The following is a 24,470-nucleotide window of genomic DNA, read 5'->3' on the forward strand; positions in this document are numbered from 1 at the left end:
GACAGAAAGGAAAGCTGCAGGTATATTTTATTGAGAATAGTTATCATTTTCATTCTATAATGAATATCTAGTCGTTGTACCTGTGAAGGAGGATTTACGTGACAAAGCATACCTTTAGTGAACATGTCATAGATGTAATTCAGGAACGCCGGACGATTAAACGATTTAAACCTGACTCTATCCCGGTAGATACGATTAAAGAACTACTGAACGTCGCTGTATGGGCTCCTAATCATAAAATGCGTGAGCCGTGGCGTTTTCTGTTGTTTGCTGGTGAGGGACGGAAAAAGCTTGCAAAAGCCATTGCAGCCGATATTGGTAAAGACAACAAGTTTGAGAGTGGAATTCTGCACAACCCGATTCAGCTTTTAGTGGTGATGGAAGAAGATCCGCGTCAAGCGGTTTGGGATGAGGATTTTGCAGCAGTCAGTGCGCTTGTTCAAAACTTTATGCTTGCTGCATGGAGCAAAGGGATCGGAACGTTTTGGGTGACAAAACCATTTCTGTATTCGCCTAAATTCCGTGATTGCTTGGGAATTCAACCAGGTGAGAAGGTAATTGGAATGATATATGCAGGCTATCCTGAAGTTATCCCGGAATCAAGACCACGTACTCCAGTAGCCGATAAGCTAACCTTAATTGACAAATAATCTGTCCGCAGATAAGCTTAGTTGAGGATTTGAAATTAGGGTTGAGAGCTAATTTAGAACATTATATTTGCAATAAATGAAGATTTGGAAGCACCTTTTTTCATATAGGCAATGATTCCCGAGAGGGACATTTCAATATGAGGAGAGGTGCTTTTTTGATATGTATGGAAAATTACATGAAGCTTGTCTATATGGATAGATGGCGTTCGGACCGGACGGCCAAGCGACCAATCAAAATTGTACTGCCAATGAACAAGTCATAATCCATTCCTATGACCATTATCCCAAGCAGAGCATATACCGTTGCGTGAGCAAGAAGCGCTGATCAGTAATAATGGAGGATTACAGCGATGTATTGGGTCAGCTACACGCCAAACGTGCGTTAGTTATCGCTGCAGCAAGAATGCATAATATTCTGCTGATCCATAAAAGCGTCAAATTTACGGTCAGCGGATCTTCTCCAATCGTGCAGCTCTCGGTAATTCTATTCGTTCTCACGGAGTTCCTTGATCTTCATTTGTAGCGTGGCAATCCGCTTGAGCAGCTCTCCGTCGTTTTTCGTTCGCTCACTTCAATCAAGTTTTAGACCATAGCCCTGACATCGCGGGGCTTTTTTTATTGCCTAGTGATAAAGATAGTCACTTTTTCCAATCCGTTTGTCTGTTTCGATTCTATAAAAACTAGCATATTCTATATTATCAAAAAAGAAGGGAAGTTGATTCGAATGGGAAAAGTAAATTCTTCTAGAAAAATTCTGAAACCTACGCGTCGCCTAAGAACTAAAGCAGGTACCGCATTCATTTTTAGTCTCAACAATGTAGGTCCGAATTTGTTCCAAAGTCGCTTGAACCTGGCTGGGTTTGTTAATTCCTCAAGTAGGGTACTTGTCTCGATCACGGAAATTGGTATTTTTGGCGGTCAAGTTAAGCCGTTTCAAGGAGCTGCTACCATGACGATCCATAACGTCGTTCCGCATGACGACGGTATAGTAATTGTACGTGGGAATACTGGCTGGGGTAGTCCCCTCAATATACGACTTTCAGTCGTGGTTTTCTAATCGTTCAGACCTGCTGAACGCACTTCTCACGGGTGAAAACTGAAAACTCCCGCCACTACGCGGAAATAAAATGTCGAATTCGGGCAGCGTACAGAGCAAAAAAAGTCCTGACATCTCAGGATTTTTTTTGTTCCTTCAATTTCTCATCAGACTTACCTAGCCTTCATTTTCTTCTCTTCGCGCCGACCCAAAGGGAGACGGCTTACTTGTCTTCTTTTTTAGAGTTACATCATCGTGGAAAGTAAACTCGACAATACATCGTTCCTGATAAATTTTAAATTGATAGTATTTATGAAATTATAAGAAAATCACAAATGTGCTTAATAGAGCCTACAAGAAAAAAAGTGATCTCCCGCCGAAAGGAAAACTGCTTAGTATCGCCAAATCTTTGATATTGCTTAGTTTTTCAATGCGTGACAATGTATCATGATATCCTTCTTATGGGACCGCCGGGTTGTTAAAAACGATGCTCATCCGCAGGAGAGCCCTTGGAACCTTCTTCTCCTTCCATGAAGAAGGCGGTCGCCCTTAAATATACGCCTGATGAGAGCAAAGCGCCGATCGTCGTTGCCAAGGGGAGCGGCCGCATTGCGGATAGCATTTTAGAAAAAGCCAAAGAACATGGTGTTCCTGTTCAGGAGGATGCTGCGCTAGTTGAAGTGCTGTCCAAGCTTGATTTGGGCGAGCCCCGGAATCAAGACCACGTACTCCAGCAGCCGATAAGCTAACCTTAATTGACAAATAATCTGTCGTCAGATAAGCTTAGTTGAGGTTGAAATTAGGGTTGAGAGCTAAATTTAGAACATTATATTTGCAATAAATGAAAATTTGGAAGCACCTTTTTTCATATAGGCAATGATTCCCACAGAGGGACATTTCAATATGAGGAGAGGTGCTTTTTTGATATGTATGGAAAATTACATGGAGCTTGTCTATATGGGATAGATGGCGTTCTGATCGAAGTTGAGACTGATTTGTCCAATGGCTTGCCTCAGACCGCGATTATCGGATTGCCGGATTCAGCGATTCGAGAGGCAGTAGAGCGTGTGAGAGCAGCAATCAAAAACTGCGGTTTCAAATATCCGTCCCAGCGTGTCACGATTAACTTAGCTCCTGCAGATTTGCGTAAGGAAGGCTCATCTTTCGATCTTGCTATCGCTTTAGGCTTGCTGACAACCAGTGGACAGGTTGTCTTACCAGTAGGGGAACGAACGCTGTTTATTGGCGAGCTGGCACTGGATGGCAGCATTCGTCCTGTAAATGGGGTGTTGTCTATGGTTGATCTGGCCAAGCGAGAAGGATTCGATTCCGTGCTGCTTCCTCAAGAAAACGCAAGCGAGGCTCGTCTAATTGCGGATATACGTATTTACGCTATACGCCATCTGGTGGATCTTATCCCGGTTAATGATCATGCACAAGGCACCCCGGACGGCCAAGTGACCAATCAAAATTGTACTGCCAGTGAACAAGTTATAATCCATTCCTATGACCATTTACCCCGAGCAGAGCACATACCGTTGTGTGAGCAAGAAGCGCTAATCAGTAATATGGAGGATTACAGCGATGTATTGGGTCAGCTACACGCCAAACGTGCGTTAGTTATCGCTGCAGCAGGAATGCATAATATTCTTCTTATGGGACCGCCGGGTGCTGGAAAAACGATGCTCATCCGCAGGTTGCCCTCGATCCTGCCGCCTTTGACTGAAAAGGAGTCGCTAGAAGTGACCAAGGTATACAGCGCAGCAGGAAAATGGAAGGACTCATCGACCCATCTCATGCATGTTCGTCCCTTCCGTGCGCCTCATCATACAATCTCTGCTGCTGGCTTGGTGGGCGGAGGAGGCATACCCAAACCAGGAGAAATCAGTCTTGCACACCGAGGGATTTTATTTCTGGATGAGTTGCCTGAGTTTAGCCGTCATGTACTAGAAGTGCTGCGGCAGCCTCTGGAAGACCACCATGTTACAATCAGTCGTTCACGTGCAGTGTTTAAGTATCCGGCGCATTTTTTACTTGCAGCTTCTTTGAATCCGTGTCACTGTGGCTTTTTCGGTAATAACACGGAACATCAGCGCTGTACCTGTTCACCTGCAGCAGTAGCTCGATACCGCTCACGTATTTCCGGTCCATTGCTGGATCGAATTGATCTTCAGCTTGAGGTATCACAACCGAAGGATTGGCGGGAGGAAAAAGGATCACTGTCGTCTGCTGATATGAGAAAGCAGGTGTTGGCTGCTCGAGCAATACAAATCCGCAGATACAGCAAGCTTCCTTTTTCATGGAATAGTGAGCTGTCCGGTCAGATGCTGCGTAAATATGCGGTTTTAGAACAAAATGCAGCGGAGTTGCTTGACCAGACGATGGATGCACTTGGTTTAAGCATGCGTGCGTATGATCGAATTCTCAAGCTGTCCCGCACCATTGCAGACTTACATGAGTCAGAGAAAATTACGACTTCACATGTGGCTGAAGCTATTCAATACCGCCAGATGGATAGAGCAAATTCCAATTTTCCCGAAATGTAAAAAGGCGATAAAATAGCAGATACAGTACATCATTTTTATGAAAAAGTTTTTCCAAAGGGTATGTATACGAGAGAAAACGGAAATAAGGACAAAAAAAAGCTCCAGGCAAAAAGACCTGGAGAAGCAAAAAAGATTATGACAATAGTGATTATACTATGAGTATATCAATTTCGTATATACGATTATGCATCATCTCCCATGTTACTTGATGGAAAAACAACAAGCCCCTCGACCAATACGGTTGAGGGGCTTGTTGTGAAATTTATTCTAACTCTATGTTACAAAACGTTCAGCTTGACTTCAATATTACCGCGGGTAGCGCGGGAGTATGGACATTGTTCGTGTGCGCCTTCCACCAGTTTTACCGCAGTTTCATGATCAACGCCTTTGACCAGAACGTCGAGGTTTACTCCGATTCCGAAGCCGCCGTCTTCGACTTTGCCAAAATGGACCGTAGCTGTGACTTCGGTACCTTCATGTTTAACACGTTGCATGCGAGCGACCATATTTAAAGCACTGTCAAAGCAAGCAGAATAGCCTGCTGCGAATAGCTGCTCTGGATTCGTACCTGTACCGCCGGCGCCACCCATTTCTTTTGGAGTATCAATATCTAAACGAAGTTCAGGGGAAGAAGACTCGATATAACCGTTACGTCCACCAACTGCTTTTACTGTTGTTTCATACATTTTTTGTTGAATGGTCATCATAATCCAATCACTGCCTCTCGCTCAATTTGTATTTTACACAATTTAATTTATCAAAATAATTATTTTTTGTAAAGTATTTTATGCAATTAGAATGTACTTTGCTATATAATGTGCTAAAATAATGACGAAAGTAGGTGACTAGACAGCATGGAAAACAATTCCAATGAACACGCGGCTTTGAAACTTGATAATCAGTTATGCTTTGCCATATATGCATGCTCCAGAGAGATTACAAAGCTGTACCAGCCTTATCTGGAAAAGCTTGGTGTAACGTACTCGCAATATTTGGTACTTATCGTGCTCTGGGAACGTGAAGAGTGTACAGTGAAGGAATTGGGTGAGGCGTTATATTTGGATTCCGGCACACTAACTCCACTATTAAAGAGGTTGCAGAATGCCGGGCTGATCGATCGGAAGCGTTCCACTCAAGATGAGCGTAAGGTGCTGATTTCTTTAACCACAGAGGGAAGAACGTTGCGGGATAAAGCCCTGTCTGTACCAGGATGCATACAGGAAAAAACAAGTATGACTCATGATCAATTTGGGTCACTTCTGCTTCAGTTTAATGATCTGCTCGATCGTGTTCATCAAGCGAATGTACAAATTGAAAAATCATAACAGGTACTTTCGGTTGCTCTTGTGAATTTACGGAATGAGTTGTTCTTAACTGAAAGAAAAAATGCTATTTAAAGTCTAATGAAATAAAGTGCCTCTCATGCGGATTAGGTAATCCCATTTTGTGGAGGTGCTTTTTTGTGTGAATTTGTATTAAAAAGCAAAATCCAATAATATCCAAACATTCGATTTTGGGAATGATAATGATATCAAAATACTGTAATTCATGAGGTTGAATTATAAGGAAAGCGTTTTAAAAACATGTTACAATGATGTAGGTTTAGTATAGATTTCCTTGTGAACCGCCCTTGTTGCAGTCATGTTGATAGGAGGATTCCAGAATGAATATCCATGAATATCAGGGTAAAGAAGTATTAAAGCAGTACGGAGTGGCTGTACCGAACGGCAAGGTTGCCTACACGGTGGAAGAAGCCGTTGCTGCGGCAGAATCGCTTGGAAGCGCTGTTACGGTCGTAAAAGCACAAATTCATGCTGGTGGACGCGGTAAAGCGGGTGGCGTAAAAGTTGCCAAAGGCTTGGATGAGGTGCGGACTATTGCTTCTGAAATTTTGGGTAAGGTGCTAGTGACACATCAGACCGGACCTGAAGGTAAAGAGGTCAAACGTCTTTTGATTGAGGAAGGCTGTGATATTCGCAAAGAATATTACGTAGGCGTTGTCGTGGATCGCGCGACTGGACGCATCGTATTGATGGCCTCCGAAGAAGGCGGTACGGAAATCGAGGAGGTGGCTGCGGCTACTCCGGAGAAGATTTTTAAAGCAGTTGTTGATCCAGCAATTGGGCTTCAGGTGCATCAAGCTCGTAAGCTGGCGTATGAGATTAATATTCCCAATGAGCTGGTGAATAAAGCGGTCAAGTTTATGCTGGCGCTTTACGAAGCTTTTGTGGACAAGGACTGTTCGATTGCAGAAATTAATCCCCTAGTCGTTACGGGTGATGGGAATGTACTGGCGCTGGATGCCAAATTGAATTTCGATTCTAATGCGTTGTTCCGTCACAAGGATATTTTGGAATTACGTGATTTGGATGAAGAAGATGAGAAGGAAATTGAGGCATCTAAATATGATCTAAGCTATATCGCTCTGGACGGAAATATTGGCTGTATGGTCAATGGTGCGGGGTTGGCAATGGCCACGATGGATATTATCAAATATTACGGTGGTGATCCGGCCAATTTCCTGGACGTTGGTGGCGGTGCAACGACGGAAAAAGTAACCGAAGCGTTCAAAATCATTTTGTCCGATCCGAAGGTAGAAGGTATTTTCGTCAACATTTTCGGCGGGATTATGCAGTGCGACATCATTGCGAACGGCGTCGTGGAGGCTGCCAGACAGTTGGGGCTGACTCGTCCGCTTGTTGTCCGTCTTGAAGGGACAAATGTTGAGCTCGGCAAACAGATTTTAGCGGAATCCGGTTTGAATATTGTGGCAGCCGATTCCATGGCCGATGGTGCCCAAAAAATCGTTGAACTTGTTCAATAGCCTGTTTGCATTCCGATATGCCGAATAAACGATAGGGGATGTGAAGATCGTGAGTATTTTGGTCGATAAGCATACAAAGGTGATTACACAGGGGATTACGGGAAAAACGGCGTTGTTCCATGCCAAAGGTGCACTTGATTACGGTACACAGATGGTAGGTGGCACCTCTCCAGGTAAGGGAGGCACCGAGGTAGAAATTACACTGGAAAACGGACAACAGGTCAAACTGCCAGTGTTTAACACAGTAAGCGAAGCCAAGGAAGCTACGGGCGCAACTGCTAGCGTCATTTATGTGCCGCCGGCTTTCGCAGCGGATTCCATTTTGGAGGCTGTGGATGCGGAACTGGACCTCGTGATTTGTATCACAGAGGGGATTCCGGTACTTGATATGATCAAGGTCAAACGTTTTATGGAAGGTAAAAAAACCGTTCTGATTGGCCCTAACTGTCCGGGCGTTATTACGCCAGGAGAGTGTAAGATTGGTATCATGCCAGGTTACATTCATCTGCCTGGTCATGTAGGCGTTGTGTCACGTAGTGGTACTTTGACCTATGAGGCAGTGCATCAGTTAACCACTCGAGGTATAGGTCAATCTTCAGCGGTTGGTATTGGCGGTGACCCGGTTAAAGGTTCGGAATTCATCGATATTTTACATCGCTTCAATGAGGACCCCAACACTCACGCTGTCATTATGATCGGAGAAATCGGTGGTACAGCTGAGGAAGAGGCTGCCGAGTGGATCAGGGATAATATGACGAAGCCAGTCGTTGGTTTTATCGGTGGTGTGACTGCGCCTCCAGGCAAACGGATGGGGCATGCAGGCGCCATTATTTCTGGCGGAAAAGGAACGGCAAAAGAGAAGATTGCAACGCTTGAAGCCTGCGGGATCAAGGTGGCACCGACTCCTTCCGAAATGGGCTCGACACTGGTAAGTGTGTTGGAAGCACGTGGCATTTTGAACTTGTGTACGACACATTAAATCGTGTTTCTTCATTAATATACAGGCTGTAAATCAACATCGAAATTTGCTGCTGGCTAGTGTATAATGAAAGAAAGGTAAGCAACCTTTTTATCTTCTGAAACAGGGGATGAAAAGGTTGCTTTTTTTTGCGTTGAGACAGGCTTGTCAGGGAAACGCTTGCAAAATGATCCGTTGTGCCACAAAATAAGGAAGGGTTCGCTCTTCCATGAATGGGGGAACCACAGTTTGGAAGAAAGATGGCTTTTATTAGGTCTACATGAGTTAGAGGGAATCGGAAGAAGAACTATTCAGCGTATTTGGTCGAGTGATTATCGATTGCATGAGCTACTGCATTTTAGCGAACAAAAGTGGATTGAGATAGGCTTAAGTCCCACACAGGCACGCATTGCGGCACAGTGTTACGATGAAGAATGGGTGCATGAACGATATCAGCGAATTCAATCCAGTGATATTGGTATGATAACTTATGTGGACGAAGATTACCCCTTATTAATGAAGGAAACAGTTGACCCTCCTTGGGTAATGTATACAAAAGGGGATAAATCACTTTTGCACACATGTTCTGTAGCCATGGTAGGAACTCGCGTTCCTACTGCGTATGGTCGTAGAGCAGCGGAGATACTAACAGAGGAATTATGTAATGCTGGGATTACAGTGGTTAGTGGATTGGCGAGAGGGATTGACAGTATTTGTCACGAAACAGCCCTGCGCCAGGGAGGCAACACGATTGGTGTACTTGGAACAGCAATTGACCAAATTTATCCTCCCCAAAATGCCTCTTTGTTTGCAGAGATGGCTAGTAAAGGTCTAATCGTATCGGAGTATCCTCCAGGTACGAGGTCTCATCCCGGGATGTTTCCACAACGTAATCGCATTATTGCCGGGTTAACGAAGGGGACGCTCGTTGTAGAAGCAGACGCTAGAAGCGGTTCCTTGATTACAGCGGATGCTGCGCTGGAGGCAAATCGAGATGTGTTTGCTGTTCCTGGACCCATTACGTCACCGAAGAGTAAAGGCACGCTGAACTTGATTAAGCAAGGAGCCAAAACGGTCACTGAAGCTTCGGATATTATTGAGGAGTATGAAGCAGATTTGCGTACAAGGCAGGTTTCTTCATACAATAGAGAACAGAGTCTTAATCTTAAGAAAGTCTCCAAAGCATCAGAAAGTGAGACTTCTGAGGAAAAGCGCGTAGTGCTGCTGCTGGAACAAGGAACCATGACACTGGATGAACTGCTTGATGCTACGGCATGGGATTTTGGACTTTTACACGCAGTTCTGTTATCGTTAATCATAAAAAAAAGGATCGCTCAGCTAGCGGGCACAAAATACAAGCTTATTTAGTCATTGTTTTTGTCAAATCCTTAGTTAGTAAATGCGTAAAATTCAATTTTAAACATAGGTGGAGGGAAATTAGCGTTTATTCGCATCGCGGATTCCTACTCCTTCCCCACTTCCTGAAATGTGTTGAATTTATAGCTCGTATTAACGAACTATAGCTCACCACATTTCAGGAAGTCTATCATATTCATGTGTGTAATTGAGAGGAGGAAGAGCCTATGGCGGATTCACTCGTCATCGTGGAATCGCCTTCCAAGGCGAAGACGATCGGCAAATACTTAGGCAGCAAATATATCGTCAAGGCTTCCATGGGTCATATCAGGGATTTACCTAAGAGCCAGATCGGTGTAGAGGTTGAAAATGATTTTAATCCCAAATATATTACCATTCGAGGTAAAGGCTCAATACTAAAAGAGTTAAAGGATGCCCGAAAAAAAGTAAAAAAAGTATATCTGGCGGCTGACCCGGATCGCGAAGGCGAGGCTATTGCTTGGCATCTGGCGCATGCGCTGGAACTGGACGATACGGCGGATTGTCGTGTGGTGTTTAATGAAATAACGAAGCAGGCTGTCAAAGATGCTTTTAAAACCCCCCGCAAGATCAACATGGATTTGGTCAATGCGCAGCAGGCACGACGGATATTGGATCGGCTTGTCGGTTATAAAATAAGTCCATTGCTCTGGAAAAAGGTAAAGAAGGGTCTGTCTGCTGGGCGTGTACAGTCGGTTGCAGTGAAAATTATTCTGGACCGGGAAAACGAGATCAATGAGTTTGTACCGGAAGAATACTGGACGATCACAGCTAAATTAGCTATTAAAGACAGCACTTTTGAAGCGAAATTCCATAAGCTACACGGCGAAAAGAAAGAGCTCTCTAGCGAAGCGGATGTACAAGAAGTGTTAGAAGCTATCGGAAAATCGTCTTACAAGGTGCGCGATGTGAAAGAGAAGGAGCGTTTACGCAATCCGTCTCCTCCATTCACAACAAGTTCCTTGCAGCAAGAGGCGGCTCGAAAGCTCAACTTCCGGGCATCTAAAACGATGTCTGTAGCGCAGCAGCTGTATGAGGGTGTGGATTTAGGAAAAGAAGGGACTGTGGGTCTGATTACGTATATGCGTACGGATTCCACACGGATCGCCACTTCGGCTCAAGAGGAAGCGAAAGAGGTCATCGTTCAAAAATATGGCGAAGATTTTGTGCCTGAAAGTCCTCGTCAGTATTCAAAAAAGTCGGCTAATGCTCAGGATGCGCATGAAGCGATTCGTCCAACCTCCGCCTTGCGTGATCCGGAAACTGTTAAGCCTTTTATGAGTAGAGATCAGTTCCGATTGTACAAACTGATATGGGAACGTTTTATGGCGAGTCAGATGGCTTCCGCTATTATGGATACTTTGTCCGTTGATATTGAAGCAGGCGAGGCGATATTCCGAGCAGCCGGTTCAAAGGTTCGCTTTCCAGGCTTCATGAAAGTGTATGTGGAGGGGAATGACGACGGTAAAACCGAAGAAGATAAACTGTTGCCGCCACTCCAACCCGGCGATAAGCTGAAAAAGGAATCGGTTGAACCAAAGCAGCATTTTACACAACCGCCTCCTCGCTATACGGAAGCACGACTGGTGAAGACGCTGGAGGAATTGGGTATAGGACGCCCGAGTACGTATGCACCGACGCTGGAAACCATTCAGAAGCGCGGTTACGTCGCTATTGAGGAGAAGAAATTCTTCCCTACCGAGCTGGGAGAGTTGGTCATCGAGCAGATGGAAGAATTTTTTCCAGAGATTCTGAATGTAGAATTTACAGCCAATATGGAAGGTGATCTTGACCACGTCGAAGAAGGCGAAGGTGATTGGGTCAAGGTGTTGAGTGACTTTTACGAGTCATTCGAGAAGCGTCTGGAAGTGGCTGAAGAAGAAATGAAAGAAATTGAAATTAAGGATGAAGTATCCGACGTCATCTGTGACAAGTGTGGCAGCCCCATGGTGTATAAGCTGGGCCGCTTTGGTAAATTTCTGGCCTGCTCTGCTTTCCCGGATTGTCGTAACACCAAGCCAATTGTCAAGGATATCGGGATGAATTGTCCTACATGCGGTGAGGGACATGTCGTCGAACGACGAAGTAAAAAAGGACGTGTCTTTTACGGATGTGACCGTTACCCAGAATGTGATTTTGTATCCTGGGATAAACCGTCCATTAAGCCTTGTCCAAGTTGCAGTGGCCTAATGGTCGAAAAACGTACTAAACAGGGAACGAAGCTCAACTGTACCGTCTGCGATCACAGCGAAATGCTGGAAGAGAGCGATGAGAGTGTAGAGACTTCTTAAGAACAAAGATAGCAGGGGGATTTAAAAGTGAGTGAACTACAAAAGGTAACGGTCATCGGAGCAGGTTTGGCGGGCAGCGAAGCTGCCTGGCAAATTGCAAGCCGTGGAGTGCCAGTTAAGTTATATGAAATGAGACCGGTTGTAAAAACACCCGCGCATCATACGGATAAATTTGCCGAATTAGTATGTAGTAATTCCTTGCGCGCGAACGGTCTGACGAATGCAGTAGGCGTACTGAAGGAAGAGATGAGAATATTAAACTCTTTGGTTCTGAGTGCGGCAGACCGCCATGCTGTTCCGGCTGGTGGGGCATTGGCAGTGGATCGTGATGGATTTTCCGGTCATATTACAGATACGCTTCATCAACATCCTTTGATCGAGGTCGTTAATGAAGAACTCCAGGAACTCCCGCAGGACGGTATCGTGGTCGTTGCAACGGGACCATTAACTTCTCCAGCTTTGTCAGAACAGATCAAAACGCTGATGGGAGAGGAATATTTTTATTTCTACGATGCGGCAGCTCCGATTGTAGAGAAGGACTCCATCGATATGAGCAAGGTCTATCTGGCTTCCCGTTATGATAAAGGAGAAGCAGCTTACTTAAATTGTCCCATGAACGAAGCGGAATTTGATGCTTTCTATGAGGCCTTGATTACTGCTGAGGTGGCACAAGTCAAGGAGTTCGAAAAAGAAATCTACTTCGAAGGATGTATGCCTATCGAAGTAATGATGCAACGTGGGAAACAAACGGCATTGTTTGGACCGATGAAGCCTGTAGGCCTCGTAAATCCACATACAGGAGAACTACCCTATGCAGTTGTTCAGCTTCGACAAGACAACGCTGCAGGTACGCTATATAATCTGGTTGGTTTCCAGACTCACCTCAAATGGGGGGAGCAAAAGCGTGTGTTTTCAATGATTCCGGGACTTGAAGAGGCAGAGTTTGTACGTTATGGCGTGATGCATCGCAATACCTTCATTAATTCTCCACAGCAGCTTCACCCAACTTATCAGTTCAAGGGAAGAAGTAATCTATTCTTTGCCGGACAAATGACTGGTGTAGAGGGTTATGTAGAGTCGGCGGCCTCAGGTCTGCTGGCTGGTATAAATGCGGCACGAGCAGCACGTGGGCAGGAAATGTTCGTATTTCCTGCGGAAACGACACTAGGCAGCATGGCACGATATATTACAACTGCTGATTTCAAACATTTCCAACCGATGAATGCAAACTTTGGTCTGCTTCCAAAGCTGGAGACACGCATTCGTAACAAAAAGGAAAAAAATGAAGCTCTCGCTAATCGCGCGTTGGAAAGTTTGCGCGGTTATATCAACCAAACGGGAGTTATGTCAACAGAAGTACAGGCATAAGGATGAAGGAAAAGGAGGAGCGCGTTATGGATATGTCCTTTCATGCTACCACCATCTGTGCTGTACGCCATAATGGCAAAGGAGCTATTGCGGGTGATGGGCAGGTAACGTTCGGCAACAGTGTTGTGATGAAGCAAACGGCTAAAAAAGTGCGCAGATTGTATCGTGGGCAGGTCGTTGCGGGATTTGCGGGTTCGGTGGCCGATGCTATCACATTGTTTGAAAAGTTTGAAAATAAGCTGGAGGAACATCACGGCAATCTTCAAAGGGCTGCTGTAGAACTGGCCAAAGACTGGCGGCAGGATCGTGTACTACGCAAGCTGGAAGCGCTGATGATTGTGATGGACTCATCCGGGATGCTGCTCATTTCTGGAGGCGGAGAAATTATTGAACCTGACGATGATGTGTTGGCCATTGGCTCAGGTGGTAATTTTGCATTGGCAGCTGCCCGTGCTTTCAAACGTCATGGCTCTGGTATGGAAGCAAAGGACATGGCACGGGAAGCGTTAGAGGTTGCTTCGGAAATATGTGTGTATACGAACAGTCAGATTATCGTGGAAGAATTGTAAGTCGGCTCTGAGTATTCAAGGGTGGAGGAGTGCAAAATGAATAATCAATCGTTGACGCCCAGACAAGTGGTATCCGAGCTGGATAAGTATATTGTCGGACAAAAGGAAGCTAAAAAATCAGTTGCTGTTGCCTTGCGTAATCGTTATCGGCGTAGTAAACTGCCGGATGATATTCGGGATGAAATTGTGCCTAAAAATATTTTGATGATCGGACCGACAGGTGTGGGTAAAACTGAAATTGCACGTAGACTTGCACGGCTCGTGGGAGCTCCTTTTGTCAAGGTAGAGGCCACCAAATTTACAGAAGTGGGTTACGTCGGTCGTGATGTAGAATCCATGGTGCGGGATCTAATGGAAACCTCTATCCGTATCGTCAAGTCGGAACGAACAGAGAATGTGAAAGACAAAGCGGAGGACATGGCAAATGAACGGATTGTCAATATCCTTGTACCTGCAGAAAAGTCAAATAAATCGCAACGTAATCCTTTTGAAATGCTGTTTGGCAATAACACAGGGACTTCGGTAGAAGAAGAACCACCACAACAGGACGGAACCTTAGCAGAGAAGCGACGCAAGGTTAAATTTGATCTGTTGTCCGGTAAGCTTGAGGATGATGTCATAGAGATTGATGTGGAGGATACCGCACCCAATATGCTCGATATGTTTGCTGGGCAAGGGAATGAACAAATGGGTATGAATATGCAGGAGATGTTCGGAAGTTTCCTTCCTAAGCGGACGAAGAAGCGCAAGCTACCAATCAAGGAAGCTCGCAAGGTACTGATTCAAGATGAAGCAGCCAAGTTGATCGATATGGATGATGTGATTCAGGAGTCTGTGAAGCGTGCTGAGCAATCCGGTATTATTTTTATTGATGAAATAGATAAGATTGCCAGCCAAGGCAAGGGAAGTGGCCCTGATGTGTCGAGAGAAGGAGTCCAGCGCGATATTTTACCTATTGTCGAGGGCTCTACCATTATGACCAAATACGGCCCGGTAAGAACAGACTACATTCTGTTTATTGCTGCTGGGGCTTTTCATGTGGCTAAACCGTCAGACCTGATCCCAGAGCTTCAAGGTCGTTTTCCAATCCGTGTGGAGCTAAGTAGTCTGACCTTGGATGAGTTTGTGTCGATATTGACGGAGCCTAAAAATGCGCTGACCAAGCAATACACCGAGTTGCTCCGCACCGAGGAAATAGAAGTCGAATTTTCTGCGGAAGCGATTCGTGAGATCGCTAGTATTGCCGAGTCCGTTAATCGCAACACCGAAAATATCGGCGCACGGCGTTTGCATACCATCTTAGAGAAGCTACTGGAGGATCTGTCATTTGAAGCCCCGGAGCTTACATTGGATCGTATGATCATTACCCCGGAATATGTGCGTGAGAAGCTGGGAGATATTGCCCAAAACAGGGACCTTAGTCAGTATATTTTATGAACAGGGTGTCTAAAAATAGGGTGTGTGGTCCAGAATAACACTATCTTGCACCGTCGTTTAGTCCTAGACACAGGTTAAGTTGATGATTTTTCTGTCTATTCCAAAAGTAGGACGTATAATCTTTTACAGGTGTAAAGTGCTAAGAAAACATTCATTTTCTTGAAAAAAACCTGAAAAATTTAACATTTTATGCATCTAAAGCCCTCTTTTTTAAAAAAGATAGGGCTTTTTTCTTATTGTAATTAGGTCCCAACTCTACGAAACTTAGAATATATGACAGAAAGTTAAGATTTTCTACTTAAGACCTAAAAGAAATGTATAATTATGAAATTTTATTGTCGAAAAAAAGTGAAAAATCTTGTTTTATTGAATCTTACTTTGGAGTAGACGCTGGAGGGAGGAGCTAAATGAATCTGCTGGGTGATGTAAGCTTTCAAAAGCTTCAGGCAGGTGTACAGGCGGCCAATACGAGACAACGTGTGATGGCCGATAATATTTCCAATGCGGATACCCCGTATTTCAAGCGTTCGGAGGTTTCATTTGAAGAACTGCTTCAGCAGCAAATGGGCGGTGATGTCACGCCACTGCGTGGAAAAGTAACCAATTCAAGACATTTTCAAATAGGACCTGTGAACTCCATTCCTGATGCCACGGTCACTAAAGATGGGTACTCAGTCATGAATAACAACATGAACAACGTAGATATAGACAGAGAAATGAGTCTTATGGCTGAAAATCAACTAAGATATAATACCTACATCCAAGAAATTAATGAGCGCATCAAAATGATGAGAACAGCGGTAGAAGGGAGATAGGACGAGGTGAAGATTAACAACGGCTTTGATATTAGTGCATCTGCTCTTACGGCCCAACGGTTGCGGATGGACGTTATATCGAGCAACATTGCCAACGCAGAGACAACTCGGGCGAAGGTGGAGAATGGACAAGCAATTCCATATCGAAGAAAAACGGTTGTTTTGGAGCCGAACCAATCTGGCTTTGCCGATGTTTTGAAGGCTCAAATGGAAGGAAGTAGTACAAGCGCCGCTGGCGTTAAAGTTTCGCAAATTCAGGAAGATCAGTCACCTTTGAAGCCAGTGTACAATCCGGGTCATCCGGACGCTGATAAAGATGGCTATGTATATATGCCTAATGTAGACATAATGAAAGAAATGGTCGACATGATTTCCGCAACACGCTCATACGAAGCCAATGTAACAGCTCTGAATGCTTCAAAGGCGATGGTTTCCAAAGCGCTTGAAATCGGTCGCTAAGTTCCAGGACTACTAACTACTTAATAGGGAGAGTAAAACATGATTCAGAACGCCATGTTTAACGTACAGACACCGGTAATACAGCAGATTCAATCGCCTAACAATGAGTTGACGAAAGCGACGCCTTCCGAATCCTTGAAGGATTTTGGCTCCTTCCTAAAGGATGCTCTCAATGAAGTAGGGCAGCAGGAAGCCGCTACACACCAGATGTCCGACCAATTCATGGCAGGCAAAGTTGATGTGGATCAGGTCATGATCACTTCACAACAAGCGCTGCTTTCCCTGCAGCTTACTACACAGGTCCGAAACAAAGCGATCGAAGCCTATCAGGAGATCATGCGTACACAGATGTAAAGTGAGGGTTTAGCAAAGTTTCGGATGGGGTGACGGAGTGAACGAGAGAATCGCCCAATACCGGGATAAGATTTCCGGGTATTGGAATAATTTCAGCAAAAAACAGAAGATATTACTTGTTTCGACATTAGCATTCATCATTATCGCCATTGTAGTGCTAACGATGCAGTTTACCAAAACTGAGTATGAAGTGGCCTTCCAGGATCTAAATGCAAATGATGCCGCTGGGGTCATTAAATATCTCGATTCTGCGGGTATACCGTATCAGCTTAATGCTGGTGGGACACAAATTTCAGTCCCAACCGCAAATGCAGATAAGGCGAAGGTAGATGTTGGGTCTCAAGGCCTGATACAGAAAGGGTCAATCGGCATGAGCGCCTTTGACCAGTCCTCCTCGGCCATAGGTATGACGGAGAACGAGTTCAATGTGAAGTACAATAACGCATTGAACGGCGAAGTACAGCAACTGTTGGAACGGATGGATGGTGTCCAAAGCTCCAAAGCTGTCATTAATATGCCAAAGGAAAATATCTTTGCCGGACTTGAAGAAAAGGACAAAGCATCTGCTTCGGTTCAAATGGAATTCGAACCTGGCTTTACCCCCAATCAACAAGCGATCGACGGATATTTTAACCTGGTAAAAACGGCTGTACCGAATTTGCCAGTAGAAAATATTACGATCACGAATAAGGAATATGAGTTGATTCCAACGGCCAAGGGCGGCCAAGGTGGACTCACAAGTGGTGTTCAGGAAAACATGGCTCTACAGAAGAAGTTTGAGAGCGATGTAAGGAATAATGTTCAACAATTTTTGTCGAAAATTGTTGGAGACGACAAGGTAAACGTGCTGGTTATGTCCCAGCTAAATTTCGACAAAGTAACATCAAAGGAACAAATGGTCACACCTGTTGACCAAACGAAAATGAAGGGTATTGAAATTAGTGCCCAACAAATCCAGGAAAGTTATACGGGTAGTAGTGGACAAACCGGAGGAGTTGCAGGGACAGGAACGCAGGATGTCCCGGGTTACCCTGGAGGAGCCAATTCCGGTAATACCAGCTCGGATAAGAGCTCAAGTACGATTAACTACGAAGTTAACCGAATTGCAAGGGATATTATCCAAAGTCCATACACTGTAAAAGATTTAACCATTAATGTAGCAGTTGAACCACCAACAGGTCAGCAAACGTTGGATACTGCAACTCAGACAGCAATTCAAAATATTTTGGTTAATATTGTAAGAGCATCACTGGCGAATTCCGGTACTACTTTTACAGACGCTGATTTGGCTAAAAAGGTTTCAGTGTTCTCGCAAGCTGCTCCGGCGCCTACGAGTACCAATACATTCTTTTCAGCTTCCAACCCGTGGATGTGGGGCATCGGAGCTGCAGTTCTGGCACTGTTGGCGGGTGTAATCTTCTTCATCGTACGCAGCCGTCGTAATCAGGAAGAAGAGTTGGATGAAGAATTGCAACTCATGCCAACGCCGACGGAATTCCCGTCCATTACCATGGAAAGTGTGACAAATGAAAGTCAAGTGCGTAAACAGCTTGAAAGTCTGGCGAAAAAGAAACCCGACGAATTCGTCAATCTGCTTCGTACATGGCTGGCTGACGAATAGAGGTGAGTTCATTGGCAAAGGCAAGCAGTCAAGGTTTAACGGGAAGACAGAAAGCAGCTATTCTTTTGATCACAATGGGGCCAGAAGTATCTGCTCAAATTTTCAAGCATTTGCGTGATGAAGAGATCGAGCAACTTACATTGGAAATTGCCAATGTACGGAAGGTCGATGCCATTGAAAAGGACTCCATTATGGCCGAGTTTCATCAAATTTGTCTGGCTCAGGAGTACATTTCCCAAGGCGGTATTAATTACGCTAAAGAAATATTGGAAAAAGCGCTTGGATCGCAAAAAGCAGTTGAGGTCATTAACCGTTTGACAGCGACATTACAGGTGAGACCTTTCGATTTTGCTCGTAAGGCTGATCCGAACCAAATATTGAATTTTATACAAAATGAGAATCCGCAAACCATTGCTCTCGTGCTTTCATACTTGCAGTTTGAGCAAGCGGCGGCAATTCTATCGTCCTTACCACAGGAAAAGCAGGCAGATGTGGCCCGGCGTGTTGCTGTCATGGACAGTACATCTCCGGAGGTCATCTCTCAAGTGGAGAGAGTATTGGAGCAAAAGCTCTCGGCAACTGCAACGCAGGATTACACGAATGCAGGTGGTATCGAGTCTATCGTTCAGATTTTGAATGGCGTAGACCGCGGAACCGAGCGTACAATTCTCGACTCGCTTGAAATTCAAGACCCTGAACTGGCTGAGGAAATCAAGAAAAGAATGTTCGTATTCGAGGATATTGTCAATGTGGACAACCGGTCCATTCAACGCATTATCCGCGATATCGACAATGCAGACTTGCAATTGGCACTTAAAGTGTCCAGTGAAGAAGTACGCGATGTGATTTTCCGAAATATGTCGAAACGTATGGCAGAAACCTTCAAAGAGGAAATGGAGTACATGGGACCGGTGCGGCTGCGTGATGTGGAAGAAGCACAAACACGTATCGTTTCAACGATCCGCAGATTGGAAGAGGCCGGTGAGATTATAATCGCACGCGGCGGAGGAGATGACATCATTGTCTAACTTGATTAAATCTTTCCAATATGTGCCTGTAGAGGCTTTGAAAACGATTGATGTGGCACATACGTACGTGCCAGAAACGACGGATGAAGAAATCACAACTGAATATGCGGAGCCAGAGCCTCAGCGAGATTATGAGGCAGAACGGCTCCGAGATGAAATGTTGAATGATGCTAAGGACTTTGCCGAACGTCAGGTACGCGAGGCGGCTGAAGAAGCGGAACGAATGCTTCAGGAAGCACAGCAGCAGATTGAAGATTGGTGGCAGGAACGACGCGAGCATGACGATCAGTTGATTCAGTCGACAAAAGCAGATGGATTTCAACAAGGATATGAAGAAGGCCAGAAGCTGGCTGAGGCTGAGCTTCAGACGAAATCGGAGCAGATGATGGAAGAAGCACAAGATATTCTGCGTCAGGCCTATGAGATTAAGGAACAACTGATTCAGGAAGCAGAGCCTTTTCTGGTTGAACTGAGTAGTGCGATTGCCGAGAAGGTCATTGAAAAACAGCTTAGTCTTGAACCGGAATATACAATTGAGTTAATTCGCAAAAATTTGGCTCGTAAGCGAGAAAAAGGAATCATTACATTGTGTGTGTCGCCTCAGCATTTCGCATTTGTGCAAGGTGCGCGGGAAGAATTGTCATTAACTGTCGATTCGCAGGCAGAACTGCAAATTATTCCTGATGGTACCGTAAAGGATCGCGGTTGCGTCATCCGTTCTTCCTTTGGAAGCGTGGACGCCCGGATCGATACGCAATTAGCTGAGATTAAAAAGGAACTACTGCGTCTGGCACATGAAAATGAGGAGCGAAGACATGAAGGGGCTTAATGCGCAGCGCTACATGGATCATTTGCGACAGCTGGACCCCGTTCGGGTGAATGGCAAGGTTACACAGGTTATCGGCTTGATGGTTGAATCGGAAGGTCCGGACGCGAGTATCGGGGATGTTTGTTATATTTATCCAGGCAAAGCGGCAAAGCCATTGCAGGCAGAGGTTGTTGGCTTCAGAGACAATAAAGTGCTTCTGATGCCACTTGGAGAACTACAATCCATTGGTCCTGGTTGTGATGTCGTAGGAACAGGGAAGCCACTGAATGTGCAGGTTGGTTCGGAGCTGTTAGGCAAAGTGCTGGATGGTTTGGGTCAGCCTTTGGACGGATCACTGATTCCCTCGCGAATGGCGAGATATTCAACCTTCAATATACCGTCCAATCCGCTGAATCGTCCGCGTGTGCAGGAACCCATAAGTATCGGAGTACGTGCAATTGACGGGTTGCTTACGATTGGCAAAGGACAACGGGTTGGTATTTTTGCGGGTTCGGGTGTAGGTAAGAGTACTTTGATGGGTATGATTGCCCGTAATACGGAAGCAGATGTGAACGTAATTGCCTTGATCGGAGAACGTGGACGCGAGGTGCTGGACTTTATTGAACGGGATTTGGGTCCTGAGGGACTAGAACGCTCTGTAGTCATTGTGGCAACTTCCGACCAACCTGCGTTGATCCGCATTAAGGGTGCACTTATTGCAACGACGATAGCGGAATATTTTCGGGATCGCGGGTTGAATGTCATGTTAATGATGGATTCAGTTACCCGATATGCGATGGCCCAGCGTGAAGTCGGTCTAGCGGTGGGTGAGCCACCAGCAATGAGAGGGTACACTCCATCTGTGTTTGCTAGTCTGCCTAAGCTTCTGGAACGCGCAGGGACAGGTCCTACTGGCTCCATAACTGCTTTTTATACAGTGCTGGTTGATGGTGACGACATGAACGAGCCCATCGCGGATGCGGTGCGCGGGATATTGGATGGACACATTGTCTTGAACCGTGGGATTGCGAACAAAGGACATTTTCCCGCAATTGATGTGTTAGCAAGTATTAGCCGGGTCATGAAGGACATTGCACCACGAGATCAGATAGACGCTGCCGAAAACATTAAGCGCTTGATGGCCATTTACAAAGATTCAGAGGACCTGATTAACATTGGGGCTTATCAACAGGGTTCGAATGCAGAAATTGACGAATCTATGGAGCGCATACGGGATATATGGGATTTTACAAGACAAAGAACCGATGAAAAGGCTGAGCTGGACGAAGTACGAGAACGTTTGATTTCTGAATTTACGAGGAGATGAAGGTTGAACGATGAGATTTCAGTATTCCTTTCAAAAAGTTGTAGACTTGAAAACGAACGAAAAGTCACAGGCCGAATGGCTGCTTTCCAGTGCTGTTGGACAATTGCAGGTTGAGGAGCAGACATTAACACAGCTTATAGGCGAAAGGAATCGGGTCATATCAGCCATTCAAAAGGCTGCCGAAGATTGCGCGCCACTCTCTAGCATTCAGGAATTACAAGCTTATGTCAATCATCTGGACCAATGTATTACACGCAAGCATAGGGATGTTCAATATGCGCAGCAAAATGTGCAAAGCAAACAAACCGTTTTGACCGATAAAATGCTGGATGAACAAGTTTGGCTGAAAGCAAGAGAGAAGGCCAACGTGAAATTCCAACAGGAAATGCTCCTGCGCGAGCAGAATGAGCTGGATGAAATGGCTTCCGTGCGATTTGCCATGAAAGCCCGGTAAGCGGAACGTCATAGGATACGCATATCAGCTGCCTGAGGAGGAAGACGATGGCACAGAAGTTAGCAGAAAATGAACTGGATATGGATTTAGGAAAAGAATCAGGCGGGGGATTTGAGCGGTTTATGTTTTTCCTGATTCCGATTGTTTTCACAATCGTTCTGGTCGGGGTCTTGCTTACACTGTTCAATATGGACTTCAGAAGCGAAATGATCTCATTAGGGAACAAAATACCAATTGTTAAAAATTGGATTCCCGAACCGAAGGATAAGGCAACCCAGACAAAAGAGGCAGATCAGAAGGCACAGTCTGAAAGTTCTGAAGCAACCATTCAACAGTTAAAAGCGGATTTAGCTAAGCAGACGGAAGAACTTAAAAAGGCTACCGCTGCTAAGACGACACAAGATAAAAAGGTTACTGAACTTCAAAATCAGGTCAATACACTGCAAACGCAACAGGAACAACAGTCGCAGACGGGTCAACAGGGACAGGTCGGGCAGCAGGGACAAGCAGGTACGCAAACTACAGACGGAACAACAAATGAAGATCCTTATGTAAAACAGACCAGAGAACTTGCCAGCATGTATGAAGGAATGACGGCAAGTAAAGCTGCACCGATCATGGAGAATCTGACCACGGAAGAGACCGTACAGCTCTTAAGCTACATGGACCCTGCCAACAGTGCGAAGATTTTGCAAAAGATGGACGCTAAAAAAGCAGCAGATATTACGATGGCTCTGAAAAACGTAACGCCATCTACGGATTTATCGGTAGTTGCGTTGCAGTCTCGTCTGAAAAAGGATCAAGGTACTACCGCCGGAACGACGAGTAAAAGTCTGCAAAGCACTCAAATCAGTAGCACATTTGCTTCCATGGACAAGAAAAGCGGTGCCGAACTTATTTTACAAACTTACAAAATCAGTCCGGATAAGGCATTAAACATATTAAATACAGTAGATGATTCGACACGTGCTTCTTTACTGCAATATATGTCTGCCAAGGATGCAGGTCAGACCGCGAAAATTTTGAATAAATTGATGGGGAGTAAGTAATTTGAATTGAAGGGAGGTGAAAAATATATGACCCTTATTTCTCAAAGTGTATCTCTTAGCTCTAGTCAAACAGCTAGCAGTGCGACAGCATCAACAACAAGTACAGCCACGGCTGCTGGAGCAACCACGGGTGCCTTTAATCAAACACTGACGCAAATGATGACAGGCGGGCAAACGGGCTCAGCAGGAACAGATGCAAATGGTTCTCCATTAGTTATGGTACTACCACTTATTGCAAGCGGAGAATCCACGGAAACTCCAACCGAGCCGCTGGTTGAAACATTAGCTCCTTTGCTGCAAAATCTCGAGAAATTGGATGATCAGGTAGTTGCCGATCCTGCGCTGCTTGCAACTCTGCAATCGTGGATTCAGCAAGTACAACAGTTTTTGCAAGGCAATGGAACAAATCAACAGGCAGATGGTGGGGAAACGGCAGAGGCTACAGGCTTGACAGCTTTGGCAGCTAATCCGGCAACTCTTCGGTTTGCATTGCAGGACGCTTTGTCACAACTTGCCAATGTAGCAGAACAGGCTTCGGGAGACCAAAAGACTAAGGTGACACAGTTACTACAATCGCTGCAAGGCGCAACGGCTGGGACGGGAGCTATTTCCGATGAGCAGTGGCATGGAGTATTGAAAGCTGTGGAACTTGCTGATAGTGGAGATTCACAAGCGGCCCAGCCTTCTGCACAACGAGCAAATGGTGCTCAGACGTTAACTGCAGCAACTACAAACAAACAGGTTACTCCTCAGCAGCAAGCAAGTCAGGGTGAAACTAGCCAGCAAGGCTCAGAAGGACAGCGTTCATCAACGAATCTTCTCGTTCAGTCCGCAGTTAAACCTACTGTAACGGATGAAGCAGGTACATTCGTAGATGCAGCTGAGCAAGCGGATCCGGCATCAACTGATAATCAGACTCCAGTGATCACGACTGCGGGGCAGCTTTCAGTACAAGCGCAGGGAACAACACCTTCGGCTCCAGCTCAACCCGTCGTACATGTACGGCAATTTGCCAAGGAGATGACTGAGTTTGTAGTACAGAAACTTGATATTGTAAAGCACACTGGTTTGACAGAAGCGACCATCATGCTTCGTCCAGATCATCTGGGCCAGCTGGAGGTTAAGCTAACGATGCAAAATGGTCATCTGGTTGCCCAGTTCATGACTGAGCATAGCGGAGCGAAGGATTTGCTGGAACAGCAAATGTCGCAGTTGCGCACGAGTCTTCAGAGCCAAGGTATTCAAGTGGATAAAGTAGAAGTTACGCACAATGAGTCGCTATCCTCCCATATGTATCAGGATGGACGTGGATCTGGGGCTAATCAGCAGCAATCCAACCAACGTTCTAAAGCTCGAGGTAGAGAAGAGAGCGAGGATGCTGTGAAGGTAGCTGAAATGACAGAAGAGCTTCGTAACTGGACAGCAGAACAACGCGCAGATGACATGAATCGGACAGGCTCCTTTACAGCACAAGCGTAATG

The 24,470-nt window shown here is 45.3% G+C and carries 22 protein-coding genes and 1 pseudogene; 22 read left to right on the forward strand and 1 reads right to left on the reverse strand.

Translation table 11 applies throughout. The features are described from left to right. The first annotated feature begins 98 nt into the window (after positions 1-98). The 4 genes and pseudogenes from KSP24_RS11025 to KSP24_RS11040 all read left to right on the forward strand — a co-directional run bounded on the left by KSP24_RS11025 (position 99) and on the right by KSP24_RS11040 (position 4,232). Positions 99-650, forward strand: coding sequence for a nitroreductase family protein (locus KSP24_RS11025; RefSeq protein ID WP_040101582.1), 552 nt, complete (start codon positions 99-101; stop codon positions 648-650). A gap of 211 nt (positions 651-861) precedes the next feature. Continuing rightward, positions 862-1,074 (forward strand): annotated as a pseudogene (locus KSP24_RS25645) (ATP-binding protein); the annotation flags it as partial. Between the two features lie 1,142 nt (positions 1,075-2,216). Next, the gene (locus KSP24_RS11035) at positions 2,217-2,435 is read left to right on the forward strand and encodes an EscU/YscU/HrcU family type III secretion system export apparatus switch protein (protein ID WP_216975243.1); all 219 of its coding nucleotides are present in this window, start codon (positions 2,217-2,219) and stop codon (positions 2,433-2,435) included. Positions 2,436-2,612: 177 nt separating this feature from the next. Continuing rightward, a complete protein-coding gene (locus KSP24_RS11040) occupies positions 2,613-4,232 on the forward strand; it encodes a YifB family Mg chelatase-like AAA ATPase (RefSeq protein ID WP_216975141.1) in 1,620 nt (539 codons plus the stop codon). Between the two features lie 278 nt (positions 4,233-4,510). Here KSP24_RS11040 and KSP24_RS11045 read toward each other — a convergent pair whose 3' ends face one another. Beyond that, positions 4,511-4,939 (reverse strand): organic hydroperoxide resistance protein, encoded by a 429-nt coding sequence (locus tag KSP24_RS11045; RefSeq protein WP_013370662.1) that lies wholly within the window; start codon positions 4,937-4,939, stop codon positions 4,511-4,513. A 147-nt stretch (positions 4,940-5,086) separates the two neighbouring features. Here KSP24_RS11045 and KSP24_RS11050 point away from each other — a divergent pair, with 147 nt between their 5' ends. The 18 genes from KSP24_RS11050 to KSP24_RS11135 all read left to right on the forward strand — a co-directional run bounded on the left by KSP24_RS11050 (position 5,087) and on the right by KSP24_RS11135 (position 24,468). Then, positions 5,087-5,557 carry a MarR family winged helix-turn-helix transcriptional regulator gene (locus KSP24_RS11050; RefSeq protein WP_216975142.1) on the forward strand — a complete coding sequence of 157 codons (471 nt, stop codon included), beginning with the start codon at positions 5,087-5,089 and terminating at the stop codon, positions 5,555-5,557. A 338-nt stretch (positions 5,558-5,895) separates the two neighbouring features. Further along, on the forward strand, positions 5,896-7,056 hold the full coding sequence (gene sucC / locus KSP24_RS11055) for an ADP-forming succinate--CoA ligase subunit beta (RefSeq protein WP_025677605.1): 1,161 nt from the start codon (positions 5,896-5,898) through the stop codon (positions 7,054-7,056). Positions 7,057-7,105: 49 nt separating this feature from the next. Beyond that, positions 7,106-8,035 (forward strand): succinate--CoA ligase subunit alpha, encoded by a 930-nt coding sequence (sucD, locus tag KSP24_RS11060; protein WP_013370665.1) that lies wholly within the window; start codon positions 7,106-7,108, stop codon positions 8,033-8,035. 228 nt (positions 8,036-8,263) lie between these two features. After that, the gene (dprA, locus tag KSP24_RS11065; protein ID WP_216975143.1) at positions 8,264-9,382 is read left to right on the forward strand and encodes a DNA-processing protein DprA; all 1,119 of its coding nucleotides are present in this window, start codon (positions 8,264-8,266) and stop codon (positions 9,380-9,382) included. A gap of 215 nt (positions 9,383-9,597) precedes the next feature. After that, positions 9,598-11,700 carry a type I DNA topoisomerase gene (gene topA, locus KSP24_RS11070; protein ID WP_013370667.1) on the forward strand — a complete coding sequence of 701 codons (2,103 nt, stop codon included), beginning with the start codon at positions 9,598-9,600 and terminating at the stop codon, positions 11,698-11,700. Between the two features lie 27 nt (positions 11,701-11,727). Then, positions 11,728-13,068, forward strand: a complete 1,341-nt coding sequence (trmFO, locus tag KSP24_RS11075; RefSeq protein ID WP_013370668.1) for an FADH(2)-oxidizing methylenetetrahydrofolate--tRNA-(uracil(54)-C(5))-methyltransferase TrmFO — start codon at positions 11,728-11,730, stop codon at positions 13,066-13,068. A 26-nt stretch (positions 13,069-13,094) separates the two neighbouring features. Beyond that, complete coding sequence (gene hslV / locus KSP24_RS11080) at positions 13,095-13,637, forward strand: ATP-dependent protease subunit HslV (protein ID WP_013370669.1); 543 nt, start codon at positions 13,095-13,097, stop codon at positions 13,635-13,637. Positions 13,638-13,673: 36 nt separating this feature from the next. Further along, positions 13,674-15,074 (forward strand): ATP-dependent protease ATPase subunit HslU, encoded by a 1,401-nt coding sequence (gene hslU, locus KSP24_RS11085; RefSeq protein ID WP_017427922.1) that lies wholly within the window; start codon positions 13,674-13,676, stop codon positions 15,072-15,074. 407 nt (positions 15,075-15,481) lie between these two features. Continuing rightward, positions 15,482-15,889 carry a flagellar basal body rod protein FlgB gene (flgB, locus tag KSP24_RS11090; protein WP_040101576.1) on the forward strand — a complete coding sequence of 136 codons (408 nt, stop codon included), beginning with the start codon at positions 15,482-15,484 and terminating at the stop codon, positions 15,887-15,889. 6 nt (positions 15,890-15,895) lie between these two features. Then, positions 15,896-16,348 (forward strand): flagellar basal body rod protein FlgC, encoded by a 453-nt coding sequence (flgC, locus tag KSP24_RS11095; protein ID WP_013370672.1) that lies wholly within the window; start codon positions 15,896-15,898, stop codon positions 16,346-16,348. Between the two features lie 39 nt (positions 16,349-16,387). Continuing rightward, positions 16,388-16,702 (forward strand): flagellar hook-basal body complex protein FliE, encoded by a 315-nt coding sequence (gene fliE, locus KSP24_RS11100; RefSeq protein ID WP_007430020.1) that lies wholly within the window; start codon positions 16,388-16,390, stop codon positions 16,700-16,702. 37 nt (positions 16,703-16,739) lie between these two features. Next, complete coding sequence (gene fliF, locus KSP24_RS11105; protein ID WP_013370673.1) at positions 16,740-18,323, forward strand: flagellar basal-body MS-ring/collar protein FliF; 1,584 nt, start codon at positions 16,740-16,742, stop codon at positions 18,321-18,323. An 11-nt stretch (positions 18,324-18,334) separates the two neighbouring features. After that, positions 18,335-19,351, forward strand: coding sequence for a flagellar motor switch protein FliG (gene fliG / locus KSP24_RS11110; protein WP_013370674.1), 1,017 nt, complete (start codon positions 18,335-18,337; stop codon positions 19,349-19,351). Further along, on the forward strand, positions 19,344-20,180 hold the full coding sequence (locus tag KSP24_RS11115; RefSeq protein WP_025677618.1) for a FliH/SctL family protein: 837 nt from the start codon (positions 19,344-19,346) through the stop codon (positions 20,178-20,180). The genes fliG and KSP24_RS11115 overlap by 8 nt, the downstream gene beginning before the upstream one ends. Beyond that, positions 20,167-21,486 (forward strand): flagellar protein export ATPase FliI, encoded by a 1,320-nt coding sequence (gene fliI / locus KSP24_RS11120; RefSeq protein ID WP_016820950.1) that lies wholly within the window; start codon positions 20,167-20,169, stop codon positions 21,484-21,486. The genes KSP24_RS11115 and fliI overlap by 14 nt, the downstream gene beginning before the upstream one ends. Before the next feature lie 10 nt (positions 21,487-21,496). Further along, complete coding sequence (fliJ, locus tag KSP24_RS11125) at positions 21,497-21,940, forward strand: flagellar export protein FliJ (protein ID WP_013370677.1); 444 nt, start codon at positions 21,497-21,499, stop codon at positions 21,938-21,940. Between the two features lie 47 nt (positions 21,941-21,987). Next, positions 21,988-22,989 carry a magnesium transporter MgtE N-terminal domain-containing protein gene (locus tag KSP24_RS11130; protein ID WP_025677622.1) on the forward strand — a complete coding sequence of 334 codons (1,002 nt, stop codon included), beginning with the start codon at positions 21,988-21,990 and terminating at the stop codon, positions 22,987-22,989. Between the two features lie 27 nt (positions 22,990-23,016). Beyond that, positions 23,017-24,468, forward strand: coding sequence for a flagellar hook-length control protein FliK (locus tag KSP24_RS11135; protein WP_216975144.1), 1,452 nt, complete (start codon positions 23,017-23,019; stop codon positions 24,466-24,468). Positions 24,469-24,470 lie beyond the last annotated feature (2 nt).

The organism is Paenibacillus sp. AK121 (genome assembly GCF_019042715.1).
Lineage (GTDB): Bacteria > Bacillota > Bacilli > Paenibacillales > Paenibacillaceae > Paenibacillus > Paenibacillus polymyxa_C.